The sequence below is a fragment of the Metabacillus sp. KJ11-3 genome (assembly GCF_055808295.1).
The window spans coordinates 648,011-664,981 of record NZ_CM147865.1 but is presented as its reverse complement, the minus strand read 5'-3'; the positions used below and the strand labels follow the sequence as shown (position 1 = coordinate 664,981).

The following is a 16,971-nucleotide window of genomic DNA, read 5'->3' as shown; positions in this document are numbered from 1 at the left end:
TTTGCCTGAAGGCGTGTACAATACTGCTATATTCATTTTTACGGGGCATTAGCTCAGCTGGGAGAGCGCTACGCTGGCAGCGTAGAGGTCAGGGGTTCGAGCCCCCTATGCTCCATCAAATCAGTGATTTTAATACTTTTTAAGGTTTGTTTGCACAGTAGTCAAACATAGACCTAAAAAAGGCAGAAAAAAGACCTTCTTACTAAAATTTAAGGAGGTCTTTTTATGTTAATTGAAATGTGTTTTAAAGAGCTAATCTCGGAAAAGAAATTTCAAGGGTTAACTGAGAACAGCTTAAAGTCTTATGAAAACTTATTTAGTGTACTTGGAGAGTGGTTTATTCAAGAAGGAATAGAACATACACAAGACTTGACTACTGCAACTATAAAATCATTTCTTAGATCATGCATGGAGAAAGGAAATAAGCCTAAAACTATCAACTCCAAGTTGAAATTGATTAGAGCGTGGTCTAGATGGATGCTAGAAGAGGAAATAATCGAAAAAGACATATGTAAAGGCATTAAGCTAATTCGTGAAGATGACTCTCCAAAGATTGTTAGAGAAGAGGACATTCAACTTGCTCTTAGACAACTTAGGAGAAAGAAAAGACGTGAAGATAGCTTCTATTCTATAAGAAATTACACAATCATGATAACTTTAATTGGAACGGGCTTAAGAATTAATGAACTTGTCAGCTTGGATTGGGGTGACATTGATTTTAATGACCATCTGATTATTATTAGAAAAAGCAAAGGTAGGAAACAAGGGTCAGTACCACTTTCAGATACATTATCGAAAGAATTAAATGGTTGGAAGTGCTACGTTAAAAATAAATATGGAGATACTCCTATACCTGTATTTATCAATCTAAAAGGACAAAGACTTACAAAGAATGGTGTTCAGCTCTTTATTAAAAGGCTGAAACAAGATTTAGGAATCAATGGTGACTTTTCACCTCATGCTATGAGAAATGTCTTTATTAAGCGATTGCTGATGAACAAAGCTAATTTAAGAGAGATTCAGCTCCTAGCTAGACATTCTAAGATAGACGTTACAAGACAGTATATAGGTTATTTTCAACATGAACTAAAAGACGTTCTTGATGAGCATGATCCTTTACGGGGACTAATATAAGTATAAAAGGGTATTGCTCTAAGGCAATACCCTTTTATCTATCTTTTTGAACTCTATAACCAGCACATCTAGTTTCAGAGCAAAACACCTCTTCTGCATCATTTGCTGTCGTATAATTGTCAGATAGTACTTATCACTTCTTGATATGTTTCGTTCCATATTCATACAAGCTTGTTCAGAGATTTACTAGATGATTGATCTTTAATCTTACCTCAGCCGATTTCTTGTTGCTCCATTTTACACCCTTGTAACATTCCATTTTCACCATATATATCGCTTATCTCTTCATATTGTGAAGAAGTTATAAAAAGATAGTAGGTCAAAAAATTTACATTTTACAAAACTCATACTTTGTATGCTATCATAGATGCATATGCACACACTAAGCCTAAACGGTACAGATAGTTCTCAAATCACTAAGATTCACCTGTGTGAGCTTCTAAAAACATATGGGAATCATTGCTTAAATAAGAAATTCAAACTATCATCTATCAGATAATCTTTTTAATGTTTCATCATAATTTTTGAATACATAATCCATAGCTTCTTCAAATTTTGAATCACCAGTTTCTCGCACTTCATTCAAGAAATCTGCAATTAACCTGTAAAACTGCTCATATTGATCTTCTGATAATTCATCAATGAACTTGATTAATTGTTTCTTTTCCAACATAAATCCCCCATTTTAATTCTTATTACTTTCCTTCATTTAGAGCAAGAATAGTATTCAACTTTCTTATGCACTAACTTCCTAACTCTAAGATCAAATCTTGTTTAAATTGATTTATTTTACGGATTGTCTCTGGTAATTTAATGAATGTTTTCGAGTTTTCATTTCCAAACATTACTACTGCTACTTCAATAATGACACCATTTTTTAATAGATATTTTAATATGTTATATGGCTTAAGTTTTGGATTTCTCTTTGATCTTTCTAATTTTTCACCAAGTCTATAAATATCTCTCTTTGTAGATACATAGATAAAACATTCGTTTACCCTGTTCTCAAAATCTACCAAAGACATCCCATGTTTTTCTGCCATATAATTTATAGCAACATTCCATTTTTTTACATCAATATCGTATTTATTCTTTGCTTTCTTAATCCACTCAAAGGGATTTTTATGAGATTTGGATTTGTTTAGTGTTTTATTCATAGGAAGCATATTTTGATAAGTAGTACCACCAAGATTAAATTCCAAAACATATGTTCCCCATGCCACAGGCACAAAATGATCTAAACCAACTTCCTCACTATTTCCAGATAAAGCACATTTATTATTATAAGATTGCCAAATTTGTTCTGTTTCTTCTTCTGTAAGTGTGTTTGGCAAAGCACTTTCAAGATAATCTCTTCTCTTTTTTGTCCTTTCTAATTTTTTACCATATTGTATATGAAAACACTCTTTGCATATATTCCTTCTTCCATACTTGCTTCCTTTATGTACATAAAAATTAGACTCTAAATGTAGTAACTTGTTTCTCCTTCTACATTTTGTTTCAGCACATCGCCTATAAATTCCTTTCTTTATTCTTAACTTACCTTTTTTTTCATTTTGAACTCCCCTTTGTCATTTTTATAATACTTATTTTGGACAAAATCGAGTTTTATATACCTACTTTTACAAACAAATTATTAGCATTCCCACAAATGCTTAAATAAATACTTTTTTAGAGAAAATTTTATATTAAAAGGGTGAATGACCATAATTGTCATTCACCCTAAAGTTTCACATTATATATTGTTAATATCACATACACCATTAATATATTCTTTTTTCTGATATAACACCCTTTACTCCCTCACGAGGTTTATTTATATCACCTTTGGATTGGGGTTAGATGTATACCCCTTCAATTTATACTCTATCATTTGATTCGAGCTTTTCTTGAATTATCACTAAACGATAAAGGTTGCATATTATATAAATAATAATGACCATTGCTATCAATTCGATCAATTACAGGTCGTAATGAATACTTTTTGCCACTCTCGAGATAAATCTCCGTTTGTTCAAACCACTTCTCCATAAATATTTTGTTGCTCCAAAGAGACTTCATTAGCTTGCTTGCTTTATTAAAGGAGCATCGTAAATTACTATACGATCCTGTAGTCATTCTACTCCTTGTTATAATGTTATTGGCTGACCTATTTAACAACCTCTTACCTTCTGTAACTACTTCTCTTTTGTACTTATATAGATTTAACATATAAAAACATCTCCTTTTTTAATTTATTTAATTGGCTAAGGAGTGCTTTGTTCTTTTATGTTTGGTTGATTCTCGATTAATGGCTGTTTATGTTAATTTTGCCCCATGTTTACAACCAATGTTAATTTGGCAACAATCATTAATCCAGAACCAAGTATTAAATTCAAGTGGTTGCTATCTTAAATTTTATGTTTAGTTTAAAGTCACTCCTAATTTGAGTTGATCATTTTTTATCAATATCTTCTTTTATAATTATGTTTGGGTATCCTTTAGTTGAGATACCAAAACGAGCCTTTGTTTCTTTATTAAGCCTTCGCTTCTCTAATCCATATTTATCAATGATTTCTGGCAGAGTTCTCTTTAACATTTTATGATGATAGTTGTGTTTCCCAAACTTTTCATCTAATACACCAACTATCTCTTTTTCTGTTGTCCAAGGTTTCTTTTCTATTAAAGTCATTATGACTTGTTCTATACCTGTTGAATTATTGTTACTTTTTTCAGTTAACTGCTTGCCCTTTTCTTGTGGAAAGACACGATCAGACTCCGCTTCACCTAATGCCCTATATATCATCTCCCTTCCAAACCCTTTTACACTGAAACTATATTGCTTATACTCCAGTGCCTTCTGGGAAGCAAAATCAAGTAAGTTTTCATCATAGATTGGTATTGAAAAGTAATTAATTATTTTTGCTTGACCTTTGCTTTTTGCATAATCAAGTGACTTATTCAACATTTCCTTTGGTATTTCTTCCTTAGGCAACTTTCGAATCAACCCCAAGTAAGCCAATATATTCACTTGTTGTGTGATCGTTTTTTTATCTTTACCTAACTTTGATGCTAAATAGCTGGTGCTAGCAAAGAAAACGGGATTGCCATCCTTATCAGAGTATTTTTTTGTAAGGATGTTTTTTTTACAAATACTATGGAAAAACAGCAGGGTTTGAAAATATCTTCTTACCAATCCATTAAGCTTTTTGTGTTCTGTATCTAGATCATATAAAATTGTTTCATTATTTTCTAAATAGGAGATTCTCTGATTCTTCCATTCAATATCACTATATTCAACTTTATAAACTGCTCTTAAAAAATTAAGCGATGAACGAGTATCCATTCCAGTTAGTTGTTCAACTACTTGGATTATGTTATAGCCGACATAACAAGAAGCACTTAAGCAATTATAAATATAGTGACCATTCTTATCGTTTCTCAGTATACCTGCACTTGGATTCTTATCATCATGGAAAATACAGTTGAAGCCATTACTACTTAAGCCAAGGAATTCAGACAAGTCTTGTTTTTTTAGATAATCATATATCTCAACATGTGTACTTAACTCAATAGGTACTGGATTTAACAAATCATGTACCGCTTCAATATCTTTGTTAATGATAAAGTTTATTTTATCATTAACACCGGAGGGGGTTTTTGTCCCCTTAATAAGTATTGTATATTTCTTATTAGTGGTACTTTTTGTATGTCCCCCTTCCGACCCTATCTCTGGTAATGAATCTATTAAATCATTAATCTTGTACTTAGTTCCTTCTGACTCAAGTATCATAATTTCGAATGGATTATCAGGGTCTTTCATCCAGTAGTAACAAGGTAAACGTAATAGATTGTGCGGTTTACATACTGAACTATCTGCATCAAAATGATCAATTAGTCTTGTTTCACATTTATCAAACTGTTCAGTGGTCACACCCTCTTCTAGTAGCCAGTATGCGTGTAACCCATTTCTAGTTTCGACTATAATACTTGGTTGGTAATAGAAATCCCGAAGTTCATCTATCTTCAATTTCTTATATTGTCCTACGAACTCTAAATTATAATAGTCACCATTTCTATCTCTACCACAGTCTAGGTCAATAAATACACTATTAATTTTTGTTATAGCACTGCCAGTAAAGCCACCGCTATTTGGTACAAAGAATAACTCATATCCTTGATTATTTAATTCTTGAAGTTTATAGTGCAATTCCTCATTATAATGTTCACTATAAGTTCTTACTTCTTTACCCTTGATACACCTGAAATTTGATACCTCTTTACCATGAAAATCATCCAAAAAATCCATTACATCATTTAAAATCATTAACATCGCTCCTTTTTATCTTATAGTCCTTCCTCCTCCATGTTTTAGATCAACCAATATAAAAAAGCCAATAGTTACAATATCAAGGCACAATGTGCTTGTTTGTTGACTATTAGCTCACGGCTAAAATATATGTAATGTTGATTGCTGTTAAAATTAACTATACTAGAACAGAAAAATCTTGTCCAAAAAAATTGAACATGTAATTCTAAAATTGTTAAAGCGTTCACTTCAATTTCATATAATTTTATTGGAAGAAGTATGAATCAAAAAATTTTTAGCAGAACTAGATAAAATGTTTCTTTTATTAAAATTTAAAATTCCTGTAACCAACATTTCCGACAGGTAAATAATGTGAAAAAGGTAAGAAAGCCTAAAGTAAGCACGAAATGAATAAAAATTTGCATACATTTGGCTTATGATAATTTTTAATTTTAAACAACAGCACCCGTTCGTTTAAGAACTATTCTTACCTTAAAGTTCTTTTCCAGTAATTATTTAATATAAAATTTCTGAGTCCTTTATTGATAGTTTTATATATTTTGACTGACCTTCAGCAATTATCTCCAATCTATCTTCTGTTGGTGTTACCCATAAGCGTAGTTAATTGAACCCAAGCTAAAACGATATTCAGGAGGAAGTGCCATCTGTACCTTAATATCTATTTGCCATTCGGCATTTTCAAGTATTTTGACAACAGTCCTTATTTCATCAGGTTTAACAACTTCTTTTAAATCTATATATCCTTCACTTTGACGTTCTTCAACTGTAAACGATTTTTCTTCAATATGCTCTGTTTGTGGTGTTTCAGCTTGTATTTCTTTTGGTGCTTTTATTGTTTTTTCTTGAACACAGCCAAATAAACTGACTCCAATACAAAATAGTAAAAACAAACGTTTCTTCATAGTCTAAACTCCTTTCTTGTTTGAAAGTGATTTATAGAAAATTCCATTTTTAACTGACCTTCTTCTTTACTTTAATAAAAAAAATCTATTCTCCTTCTTGAAGAATAGCACCCGATAGTTAAGTGTAATTGTTCACAAAGTACCCTGTTCTGTATCGTCTTTGCCTCTTAGATACCAGTTTATAAATGTATTGTCATCACAGACAATAGCTTCCCAATTCATCTTCTGAATAACCTCTTTAACGTCCTCTCCTTTAAAAAGGAAAAGAGTGGTGAAGGAATCATAAACACTCATAAAAGCGTAATCCATATTTTCGTCTGTGATTATTAGTTCAACTGGCGATAGTCCACATATATCTCGTGACGTAACATCTTTTATTTTCAAGATTCCGCTATTATCTAAGATGGGTTCCGAAAAATGTATTTTGTCAGCACCTTTGGAACCTAAAACCTCTAGCAAGTCATTAATCAAAAAAACAGATGTCTTATCTTCTGCTGGGTAATATCTGTCTTTGTTGAGATTTTTATTTAATTTATCCGCTAAATCAGTACGTGCATACTTTTCATTTAAAGCATAAATTGATGTCATAAGTGCTATCGCCAATTCTTCAAATGAAGCTAAACCACTTTCTTTCATCACCGTTTCCCATAAAACTGGGGTACCTTGATTTAATATTTCCTCTTCAGTTGGATACTTCTCGTCAGTGTGATTATTATTGTTGTTTGTCCATCCTAAAGGCATTTGAACAAAGGGATGAAGTAAAACTGCTGCTGATTTAAAATTGTTTGGTAATTGGGTTAGAATTGGGCAATTTCTATCTAACCATATGTAATCCAGCAATGAAAAACCTCCTATAAAAAGTTTGTTCTAAAAACATCGGATAACTAATAATTTCGCTTAAAACAATAATTTTCCTTCTTCAACTAAACTGCTCCGTTCGTATTATAAGGTTAATCAGAATGCTAAATATTTCTGGTTGACCATTTTTTATTTGGTTTTATTATATCAGTAGCCAGGGTAGAACGTAACTGCCCGTGGGGCTTTGATCCCGTCAAGTAAACCGTTCGCCCCCTACTTGTAGAAACATGATTGAGGCTGGTTGGGACGTAGATCTCGTATAACAAGCGAAGCTGTGACACTACATGGAGGATTAGGGGTTACTGGCAAATTACTAGATTAGGAGGAGATTAAGAATGAATCCAGTCGTTGGTCTGGATATTTCAAAAGGAGAAAGTCAAGTTCAAGCATTTTTAGATAAAGGCAAACCTTATCGTAAGAGTTTTAAAGTTTCACACACTGTTGAGGGTCTTAGTTCACTTGTGTTGTTTCTTGAGGATGTGAAAAAAGAGTCTGGCAAGAAGCCTTCAATAATTTTAGAAGCTACGGGGCATTATCAAACACCAGTCGTTCATTACTTGGAAGAACGAGGTTATTTATTGATTATCATCAATCCATTGATTTCCTATAAGGCTAGAGGATCAAGTTTAAGAAAAGTAAAGACAGATGCCATTGATGCTTATCTTCTCTGTGAGTTGTTTTATAAGGAGGAATTAGAGCCTTATAAAAAGCGTGGAGTTCAGTTATTAAACCTTCGCAACCTTACTAGGCAACATGAAAATATAACTGGAGTGATGGTTCAAACAAAGCTTCAATTTCAGGCAGTGCTTGAACAAGTGTTTCCTGAATATAAAGGGGTTTTTGGAGATTTATATTCGATGGTGTCACTTTTAACTCTTTCAGAGTTCCCCTCTTCTGAAGATATTTTAAGTGCAAGCGAAGAAATAATTACAGACAAGATAAATGGTCTTTGTAAGAGTCGTTCAAGCATGTGGGCAAAGGAAAAAGCGATTCAACTTAAAGCTGCGGCTACACGTAATCCTTTTGAAAAGACAGTCTATCAGAGTCATATTTTAAGCCTTGGTATGTATATTAAGATGATTCTTCAATACAAAGAGCATCTAGCAAAGTTAGAATCAGAGATAGATGCCCTGGCTAAAGATATTGAAGAATACAATATCATCAAATCTATCCCTGGTATTGGAGAAAAGATCGCTGCAACGATTATTTCTGAAATTGGGGAGATAGATCGATTTAATGACCCTAAAAAGCTTGTAGCATTCGCTGGAGTTGATCCTAGTGTCTTTGAATCTGGCAAGTTTTCTGCCACCAAAAACCGAATTACTAAAAGAGGATCTAGTAGATTAAGACACGCCTTGTATATGGCTGTTCGTTGTGCCATTCGAGATTGTCGTAAGAAGAAAACGACGGATGAAATCATACCCCGCAATAAAAGAATGCGAGAATTTTACGATAAGAAACGTGATGAAGGAAAGCCTTTTAAAGTAGCTGTTATTGCCTGTGTAAATAAACTCTTACATTGGATATTTGCACTTTTAAAAAACAGAACTACTTTCCAAGATATAGCTTAGAACCTAAATCTAACTAAATAACACAAAACCTTCCAATTCTAAACAAACGGAAGGTTATTTGGCATGCTTATTTTTAGTATAGCATGATGTATTTTAAGTTTTTAATGAAAAATATTGACAAACTATTAGCTGGTTTAGTGCAAAAAGAAAAGACTTGCATTAGCCACCCGATAATGAATTCAATCACTAGTAAGTTCAGTAAGGACGATCTTTAAATAACAATCTAATCTTCCATTATCTCCACTGTAGATGCATACATTTGTAGAGGATCAGACTCTTTAATAGGACTATCTTTGTCCCTCCACACCCTTACTAATTGACCAATTTTAAATTTCTTAGAAGTATCTTTTAAATAAAATATGATTACCTCTCCGTGTCGTTTGCTAAAAATTTCGATTGCACTATATTTCTCTATCATTTCTTTAGAAACACCATTAATTACTGTCATTCTGTCTTTTTCCAATTGAATAATTCGTCCTTCGATTGCATAGGCATTTGATTTCTCTGCATTACCTTGTTGAACTGAACTATTTTCCACTATATTTTGCTCTTCTACTGATATAACCGTGGTAACATCATTCCCTTCAGCTACCATACCTTCTTTTCGGACTTGTTCCTCTCTAGTAACAAGTTTGTATGTATCTGTTTGTTTTGATGGAACTACTGTTGATACTTCTGTTTTTTGCAAGGTTTTCGCCAAACCGATTGATAATGCTAAAACTCCTGCAAAACCAAGGGTTATAATTAATTTCCCTTTCATATAAAAACCTCCTAATAGTTTTCCACTTGTACTATTAACATATTTTTCCACAACTAATAATATGTTCCTTTAAAATGCTCTTTCTTCAACTAACCTGCCCCCGTTTAGTTCAAAAAGAAGTGCATTACCCATTGTTGGAGTAATGCACCCGTTCGTAATATAAGGTTAGCCAGATTTTTCTGGTTGAACTATACGATATAGCCATAATGATCTTCTGAACTGAAGGTCTTTATTTATGTTCATTATTTTTGCTTGATTTTAATTTTTATTCTAATTAAAGTATTCCGCTCCCTTTGTTTAACATTATTCCCACTTTTCACATATAAAAAAGCACCACTTCTTGAAGGAATACACCCTTTAGTCGAACAACCATAGTGCTTTTTCTAATCACTGTCTTGTTGTGGTAAAACAAAGATACTAAGTCCATAATCCCACATCTTAACACTAGGATATGTATTTTTAGGAAGATAGAAAGTTCGTTCTTCAAGTGGTTTAATTACACTCATATCACATTTAGTACCTTGTATTTCTGTTGCTGGATGAATAATTACCTCTCTTCCAGTGTCATTATAGAATATGAATTTCATATTTTTCTCCTTTTTTCATGTATTTAAAACAATTCTTATGTATTATAGGAACGCCCCCGTTACTTCAATAGTTTAAATATTTCTTTTGCTATCATTAAACAATCCTTCGACTTTTTAAAGTCCTTATCGAATGCTTTATACATTATTTGTTTTATTGCTTTTGCTAATTCTCCTGCATCTTTTACTTTAGGAAGAACTTCAACAATGTCTTTTATTTCCTCGTCATATTCATCGTCAGGACAATGTTTCACAAGTAAATTAAACGGGTCCCATTCATCTATTACTTCTTTAACAATAGAAAATTGCTTCATAAAAGTCACCCTTTGATTAATTTAGATAAGTACAATTTCTATATTCTTTTTTCACTACCCTTATACTCACGAAATTTCACGTTAATTTTAAAAGGTTCTATATACACATATTTATCTGTTTCTTCTAACCTCTTCATGTTGTATCCTTTTCATCTTTGGAAATGTCTGTTAAATTCTCTCCTTCACATACAACCTTCTTAACTGGTCAGATATTTATTATATATCACTGTTATCACAGAAAAACAATCTTACACAAATGCTAAATATCACTGACCTTGAAACAATGAATTATCTAAATATTAAATAATTGTTGCAATACGGTAAAAAGTAAGATATATTAATGACATAGCACTTCTTAATCACTAACAAAGCACTGAAATGGTTGTAACAAATATAAAGGAGGATTAATATGAAAAGTAAATACAAAGGTACATTAGCTGGGCAGATCGTCAAAAAATGGGTTCACCATCATTTGAATGGAAGTTTGGATGAAACCCTTGCAGATACTTTTCGAAAGTTACGTAAATCACCAGATATGAAATTATTAATTCAAGAAGGTGTTTATGGAACAAAAACAGATGGGTGGAATATTTATCGTTTTATGATCGAGGAACTGAAGGCTCAAAAAAGTGGTAATACTTTATGTTAAATAACGATTTCCACTTTGGTGATTTAGCAATCATGATTGTTTATTAAAAACTGAGAGGGTGTATAAGGTGAAATATCAAAATGAAGAATTCGTTAGCGAAGTAAATGACAAATTAGGCAATGTCAAATTCTTCAGAGCTAAATTAAGAGAAAAAGACATGCTAAAAAATCGAGAACTCTTAAGTGATAAACATATACCTATTTTTATATCGATACGAAACGAGAAAGAAACTAACAATTTGACTTGGGATGAGGCTATGGATAAAGTCTTAAGTCAGTATGATGATTCACCAACTGAAAATGACGATAATGTTCTTTATGCAATCTTAAATGAACTAAAAGAGATTAAGCAAATATTAAAAAAAATACTAATAAATAAACAAATTAATTCAACCCATAAAATATCATGGATTGTAACAAAACGCAGGGATAATACATTCTTGCGTTTTCTATCTATTATCTAGCTTAACTACTATTACTATCCTAATATCTAAAACTGCCATGTAATTTAATCGATCAGTTAAACAGTCATACAACAATTAAATAATTTAATGAAAATATACATTTAGTCGGTTAAAGTAAATTCCAAAACCATACCATATAATACCTATCTAATTTTAATTATATGATCGTTCGTAGATATATAACTGGAGTCTCTGGCCAGATGTATGTTCACTATAGTCACTGAACAACAATCTCAATTTACTGTAAACCCAGCCCCCTCTTTAGACCACAATACACACTGTTATGTGGTCTAATCATACTCAATGAATTCTTTTCTAATAAAGGTTCATCATGACCCTTCATCCATATAAATTAATAATTAGTCACAGCAAGATACTAGCTTTAACTGTTTTTTATACTACTAAAAAAGAAGAACCCTAATTATCAGATTCTTCCTCATTCCTTTAGTTATAGACAACTGCCGGTACTACTACTTCCGGATTTCCTGATGAATATGGTGCTACCTCATACTCTTGGAAAAACAATTTAACCCCTTTTTTATTATAGACCCATGGTCTTCCAGTATCATTAATTGTTATATCATTAACAGATTCCAATAATAAAGATTCTTGACCACGCTTCTCTTGATTTAGCAAATCTTTATATGCATAATTTCTTACAATTTTTGATTTCCCTTTTATTGCTGTTGATAATTTAATTGTGTTTCCAGTCAAACAATCAAAGTTTAATGTGTAAATACCACTCATACCATGAGCACCGCCTGTATAGGCGTAATCTCTAAATAGTATACTTAATCGATGTTCTTGATTATAGTGAATCTCAAATGAAAAATCATAATCCCAATCCCAAAATTCTCCATACTCACTTTCCCATTCTTCTCTGGTAAGTTCTTCTTCCTCATAGAAGTCAATTATATTATTATTAGTTGTCTTAGCGATTGAATATAATTTATCATTAATTTTCTTTTCAGCTGTCTTATCAAACATTCCAGTAACTTGAGGGTAAATAAAATCTGTTCCTGGATAAGTTTTCTTAACAATCTTTACACCATTAACAGCTTGTAATCTAGATTGTGAAGGTGTCTCATACTTGACAAAGCTATCTTTTTTTACAAACTTTCCTCCACCAATCCCTAAATAACCATTACGATTTGTATACACTCTGTTAACTTGTTTCTTTTTAGCAGTCCCAGACTTAATATAATTATCATTTGACTTAACGTAAATATTAACGTCTTTCAGCATAGTAACTCTGCCAATCTGCCCCTTTTTAAGCTCCATATCTCCCCACATAACCTTGGCATTTGCCGAATGAGGATGTATGAAGCTGAATGTTAGTACAATAGCAAACAATAATGTCAGAACTTTTTTCATAAAATACTCTCCCTTAGTACTAAAGTTTCATTCACAAGGAAGATATTACCACATGAATAACAAGAAATATATTTAATTAATACGACAGAAAACGACATTGTTTTTAAGTAATGATTTTTAAGAATTATGAAACTTTTCCATAGTAACTAACGTACTAATTCTTAAGAAGGTATAAGGGGGAAATATATTGAGAAAGTTATTTATTTTAATAGGACTAGTCTATTTAGTTGGTTGTAGTAATATACAAGAAACACCTGCAACAACCGAAGAAGACAAAGCCAATGAAGAAGTTGCACAAGAAGAACCAATACAAGAGGAAACCACTCCAGCAGTTGAAGATGCAACAGAAGAAAAACCATCTGAAATGCCCGAAAAGATTAATTTAACCTTTGAAGAGTTTAATAGTATGTTTCAGCCTGATCCAAATGAACAACATTATAAAAATGGAAAATTCGAATTAAAGGATGGTTCAATTGTAAATGCTGATTATTACTCATACGGAACTAGTGATATATTCGAATACGCATCTGTAATATTCACAGACAAGATTGCACATTTACAAGTTGAGACAAGTAAAACAGTTGAGGAGTTAGAAGAAGGGTTAGGAATATCGTTTAGTGAAGCAGAAGTAATTGAAAATAAATTTGGTTACGAAATTGTTTTTGACGATACATTTGCAGATGAAAATATTGCTGTATTTCCGTTTGAATGGGAATAGTTAAGGAATGTAAAAAGCCTCCCACTTTTCCAAAGCGAGGGGCTTATATTATAATAAATATCGAACGTATGTTCAGTACATCATTATTATACAAACTTATCTAACAGATAAAAAGTCGAAACTATAAAACAATAGGGAAATATTGTGATAAAATACCTCTATAGAAGCAGTTCTTTTGGAGGTATTTATGTCTACTGCTAAAGCAACAAGTACAGTCACTAAACAGAGGAAGGTTATTTGTAAGAAATGTAAATCAGATCAAATTGTAGCTAATAAACGTGGTTATAGTTTTAAACTTTTCTTTCTTGTACTCTTAACATGTATTTGTATTGGAGTTTTGTTTGGATTGTTAGGAACTGTATTACGAGACTTTTTTCCAATTTATATTGGATTACCTGCACTTGCTATATTCCTAGGATTGCCGATTGGATTAATTTCAGGGTTTGTTGGACGTGGCAATATCGTTAATTCATGCATGAATTGTGGAAATAAGTGGATGCCAGGAAAGTGAATGAAAACAAATGAACGCAGAATGGTCTAAGCTAATCAAAGAAAAAGCCCCTCCATTAGGAAGGGTTTTTAATTTATTCTAAGATATATCTAATCCAATCTTCAATACTTAACAGTTCGTCATTTATGCTTGAAGGGAGACTCTTATATCCTCCTGCTGCTTTTATCTCGATAGCTCTTTTTTGCAGCCTGTCTAATTTACTTAGATTATTCTTAGCTGTCGAAATGTCACCGGAATCATATAAAGCTTCAATCTCTTCTAACAAGCGATATTGGGATACTTCATAAATAACTCTTTCTTTCAAAATTTTTGCAGGTTTGACAAATTGATTTTCAAGTTTGTTACGATTATCTTCCCCATAAACCTTTCCAATTTTAGCTTGAGTAATTTGAATTTGCTTTGTAAAATTGTCATACTCCTCGCTAATATACGCAATAGATCCTGATTCGATAACTTCATTAAAGTATATCTTATTTAAATAATTACCTTGAATTAGAGCTTCTTGATAACGAAGATAATGATTTACTTTCGAAGGTATCGCTTGATAACCACCAGCCTTTTTAATTTGTTCTGCTCTTTTGACGAGTCGATTCAATTTAGCGAATTCATAATCAACCTCATAATCCTGATTTACATAGTAACTAATTTCTGACAGTAATCTTAATTGTGATACTTCATAAATCACACGTTCTTTAGCTACCTTAGCAGGCCTTATGTATTTTCGTATGAGTTTATCTCTTTTTTCAGAACCGTAAACAGAACCTATCATGTATTCAACATAAGATATTTGATCAGTGAATTGATCGTACAATCCGTCTATTTTCTTTATATCCCCTGAAGAAATCGCAGAGTTAAAGTTACTTAATAATCTTAATAAGTAATCTCCCTCCGATACAGTTTCATTATAATATTCCTGCCTCAATTGTTTCCCGTAGTCTACATAATCATAATCATCATAGTAGATATCGTCATAACCATCATTATGAAAATGGTATTCACCATATTCTAATCCCCAATCTTCACAGTTCGTCCGACAGGTATGCCCTCCATTTGAGTCAGTATTACCTGGGTGTGCACTTGCAAAAGTAGGTGTTAAAAGCACGGCTAACCCAAGTAAGAAACTATAAATAAATAACTTTTTCAACTTAACTCCCCCAATAATTATTGTCTATAATATATTAATTGAAAATGATTGGGACAGCTAGTCTAATATTTTTTAATATAAAAAAAGAAATGCATAGATAGCATCTCGAAAAGGTATAACTCAAACATATAATGTTAAAAGTATCTCTTTTTAAGAATGTACATCTATATAGAGATAGCAAAAGGGAGCTTTTAGAACATATGGTTTATTGAAAGAAGCTTTTGTTGCAGATGCACGGTCATCCGCATATAAAGGAATAAAATAATATGAGAGAATCTATTCCTCTAATATTACAAGCTTACATTGCTTCTGCTAATTTTAAGTCTATTCCACAAGCATTTCACTTGTGGTATAAGTAGCTTTTATAATAAATCTTTATATTGTTTTTTGATGTTCATAGCAATAGATATTGCCATTAAATCGCTTCTTGTTTATTAAACAATACTCCTTCACCTTTGATGTCACAGCAGTACCACATACTTTACACGTAGCTGAAGCAGGGGTAGCATTGCTAGCTATGGATGGCTTTGGTGAGCTTGTATTGCTTGTTGATGATTTAAGAGTTTGTACATGTCGACTTCTGGTCTCTTCATCAGTTATGTTGGCTTGATTTAACTGTTCGTATATTTGCTCTAATTGAAACTCAGAATAGACTGGAGAGCCATTTTTGAGCTTTAATACATTTAGCTTTCTTGAAATGAATTCAGATAACTCGATGTCATATACGATTAGGTCATCTGATTGTATTTGCCTTAACTCCAAATCAACCTTGAACGTACAACGTTTGGTAAATGAGATCATTGATACTATGTTTGAATTATCTATTGGTACTATTGATTTGAGAGCAGAAATGTGACCAAAATTTTGGTGAAATGGATTCATCATATTGAACTTACCATTAACTGACCATGTTTTTCTCTCCTTACCTCCATAGATCGTTCCTTGGTAGTTTTTTGTTTCTATTACAAATACAGCGTAAGGTGTAAGAACAACGTGATCAATTTGAGAGTATCCAGACTTTGATTTTTGATTCGGTATGAAAACATCACTTAGGTATTTACACTCTATTGGTAGCTGATCTAGCTGAATATTAATCTTGTATTCACCAATGTCCCCAATTCTTGTCGGTTTAACTTTATTATTTCTTTGTTGTTTTTTATCAGTTAATTTCTGATTATCTGCTTCCGTTAAATTATTACTAGTACCTCTTCTGAATAACTTCGAAAACATATTCTCCTCCTGTTAATTTATGTATTTAACTCTTTTATCGGTTATATTGCCAATGTTTTAAGCCCAATACACCATTATTTAAAAGTTGAAGAACTTATTATAGTGACTTAAGATACAAGTGATGAAGTAATTTTAGGGGAAGTGAGGTAGTAGCTTATCTCAACAAAAACTTTACGAAAGTATAGAAATGTACATAAAAGCTGTAATTACCACAGAAATTCTTAGATTTAAAAATGTTTCACTTAATAATAAGAATATAAATATTACCACATCTTCTGTGGTTGTCTATATTTAATACTGTTATTTTTAATTTTGTTGCTTTAACTTTCATCTGTAAAATATTGACTTAAATTAGAGACTACATTACAATAAATAGTGTGACAATTTCATGTAAGAAGGTCTTTATCTCTCTTGTATATATTGAGATATTGTAATAAATCATTGTTTTTA

The 16,971-nt window shown here is 31.9% G+C and carries 18 protein-coding genes and 1 tRNA gene; 7 read left to right on the top strand and 12 right to left on the bottom strand.

Annotated features, from left to right (window positions below; translation table 11 throughout):
* Positions 1–42 precede the first annotated feature (42 nt).
* Together AC0L8O_RS03415 and AC0L8O_RS03410 are read left to right on the top strand one after the other, a co-directional pair.
* A tRNA-Ala gene (locus AC0L8O_RS03415) sits at positions 43–115 on the top strand.
* A gap of 110 nt (positions 116–225) precedes the next feature.
* Positions 226–1,134 carry a tyrosine-type recombinase/integrase gene (locus tag AC0L8O_RS03410; protein ID WP_473446607.1) on the top strand — a complete coding sequence of 303 codons (909 nt, stop codon included), beginning with the start codon at positions 226–228 and terminating at the stop codon, positions 1,132–1,134.
* Between the two features lie 484 nt (positions 1,135–1,618).
* Here AC0L8O_RS03410 and AC0L8O_RS03405 read toward each other — a convergent pair whose 3' ends face one another.
* The 6 genes from AC0L8O_RS03405 to AC0L8O_RS03380 form a co-directional block, all read right to left on the bottom strand.
* Positions 1,619–1,804 (bottom strand): hypothetical protein, encoded by a 186-nt coding sequence (locus tag AC0L8O_RS03405; protein ID WP_473446606.1) that lies wholly within the window; start codon positions 1,802–1,804, stop codon positions 1,619–1,621.
* A gap of 73 nt (positions 1,805–1,877) precedes the next feature.
* Positions 1,878–2,468 (bottom strand): hypothetical protein, encoded by a 591-nt coding sequence (locus AC0L8O_RS03400; RefSeq protein ID WP_473446605.1) that lies wholly within the window; start codon positions 2,466–2,468, stop codon positions 1,878–1,880.
* A 535-nt stretch (positions 2,469–3,003) separates the two neighbouring features.
* On the bottom strand, positions 3,004–3,345 hold the full coding sequence (locus AC0L8O_RS03395) for a hypothetical protein (protein WP_473446604.1): 342 nt from the start codon (positions 3,343–3,345) through the stop codon (positions 3,004–3,006).
* Between the two features lie 223 nt (positions 3,346–3,568).
* Positions 3,569–5,440, bottom strand: a complete 1,872-nt coding sequence (locus AC0L8O_RS03390; RefSeq protein WP_473446603.1) for a hypothetical protein — start codon at positions 5,438–5,440, stop codon at positions 3,569–3,571.
* Positions 5,441–6,027: 587 nt separating this feature from the next.
* Positions 6,028–6,345 carry a hypothetical protein gene (locus AC0L8O_RS03385; RefSeq protein ID WP_473446602.1) on the bottom strand — a complete coding sequence of 106 codons (318 nt, stop codon included), beginning with the start codon at positions 6,343–6,345 and terminating at the stop codon, positions 6,028–6,030.
* 132 nt (positions 6,346–6,477) lie between these two features.
* Entirely contained in the window at positions 6,478–7,185 is a 708-nt protein-coding gene (locus AC0L8O_RS03380; RefSeq protein ID WP_473446601.1) for a DUF2711 family protein, read from the bottom strand.
* A 353-nt stretch (positions 7,186–7,538) separates the two neighbouring features.
* Here AC0L8O_RS03380 and AC0L8O_RS03375 point away from each other — a divergent pair, with 353 nt between their 5' ends.
* A complete protein-coding gene (locus tag AC0L8O_RS03375; protein WP_473446154.1) occupies positions 7,539–8,774 on the top strand; it encodes an IS110 family RNA-guided transposase in 1,236 nt (411 codons plus the stop codon).
* A gap of 223 nt (positions 8,775–8,997) precedes the next feature.
* Here AC0L8O_RS03375 and AC0L8O_RS03370 read toward each other — a convergent pair whose 3' ends face one another.
* The 3 genes from AC0L8O_RS03370 to AC0L8O_RS03360 form a co-directional block, all read right to left on the bottom strand.
* Positions 8,998–9,534: a DUF3221 domain-containing protein gene (locus AC0L8O_RS03370; RefSeq protein WP_473446600.1), complete on the bottom strand. Its 537-nt coding sequence runs from the start codon at positions 9,532–9,534 to the stop codon at positions 8,998–9,000.
* Positions 9,535–9,917: 383 nt separating this feature from the next.
* A complete protein-coding gene (locus tag AC0L8O_RS03365; RefSeq protein ID WP_473446599.1) occupies positions 9,918–10,121 on the bottom strand; it encodes a hypothetical protein in 204 nt (67 codons plus the stop codon).
* A 59-nt stretch (positions 10,122–10,180) separates the two neighbouring features.
* Positions 10,181–10,432 (bottom strand): DUF1871 family protein, encoded by a 252-nt coding sequence (locus AC0L8O_RS03360; RefSeq protein ID WP_473446598.1) that lies wholly within the window; start codon positions 10,430–10,432, stop codon positions 10,181–10,183.
* A 409-nt stretch (positions 10,433–10,841) separates the two neighbouring features.
* Between AC0L8O_RS03360 and AC0L8O_RS03355 the strand changes: the two genes are divergently transcribed.
* Together AC0L8O_RS03355 and AC0L8O_RS03350 are read left to right on the top strand one after the other, a co-directional pair.
* Positions 10,842–11,081, top strand: coding sequence for a hypothetical protein (locus AC0L8O_RS03355; protein ID WP_473446597.1), 240 nt, complete (start codon positions 10,842–10,844; stop codon positions 11,079–11,081).
* Positions 11,082–11,148: 67 nt separating this feature from the next.
* The gene (locus AC0L8O_RS03350; protein WP_473446596.1) at positions 11,149–11,544 is read left to right on the top strand and encodes a hypothetical protein; all 396 of its coding nucleotides are present in this window, start codon (positions 11,149–11,151) and stop codon (positions 11,542–11,544) included.
* A gap of 444 nt (positions 11,545–11,988) precedes the next feature.
* Here AC0L8O_RS03350 and AC0L8O_RS03345 read toward each other — a convergent pair whose 3' ends face one another.
* Complete coding sequence (locus AC0L8O_RS03345; protein WP_473446595.1) at positions 11,989–12,918, bottom strand: DUF3298 and DUF4163 domain-containing protein; 930 nt, start codon at positions 12,916–12,918, stop codon at positions 11,989–11,991.
* Positions 12,919–13,105: 187 nt separating this feature from the next.
* Here AC0L8O_RS03345 and AC0L8O_RS03340 point away from each other — a divergent pair, with 187 nt between their 5' ends.
* Together AC0L8O_RS03340 and AC0L8O_RS03335 are read left to right on the top strand one after the other, a co-directional pair.
* Complete coding sequence (locus tag AC0L8O_RS03340) at positions 13,106–13,636, top strand: hypothetical protein (protein WP_473446594.1); 531 nt, start codon at positions 13,106–13,108, stop codon at positions 13,634–13,636.
* 187 nt (positions 13,637–13,823) lie between these two features.
* Positions 13,824–14,147, top strand: coding sequence for a hypothetical protein (locus AC0L8O_RS03335; RefSeq protein ID WP_473446593.1), 324 nt, complete (start codon positions 13,824–13,826; stop codon positions 14,145–14,147).
* Between the two features lie 73 nt (positions 14,148–14,220).
* Here AC0L8O_RS03335 and AC0L8O_RS03330 read toward each other — a convergent pair whose 3' ends face one another.
* Together AC0L8O_RS03330 and AC0L8O_RS03325 are read right to left on the bottom strand one after the other, a co-directional pair.
* A complete protein-coding gene (locus AC0L8O_RS03330) occupies positions 14,221–15,291 on the bottom strand; it encodes a YHYH domain-containing protein (protein WP_473446592.1) in 1,071 nt (356 codons plus the stop codon).
* 375 nt (positions 15,292–15,666) lie between these two features.
* A complete protein-coding gene (locus AC0L8O_RS03325; RefSeq protein WP_473446591.1) occupies positions 15,667–16,521 on the bottom strand; it encodes a nuclease-related domain-containing protein in 855 nt (284 codons plus the stop codon).
* Positions 16,522–16,971: the final 450 nt, after the last annotated feature.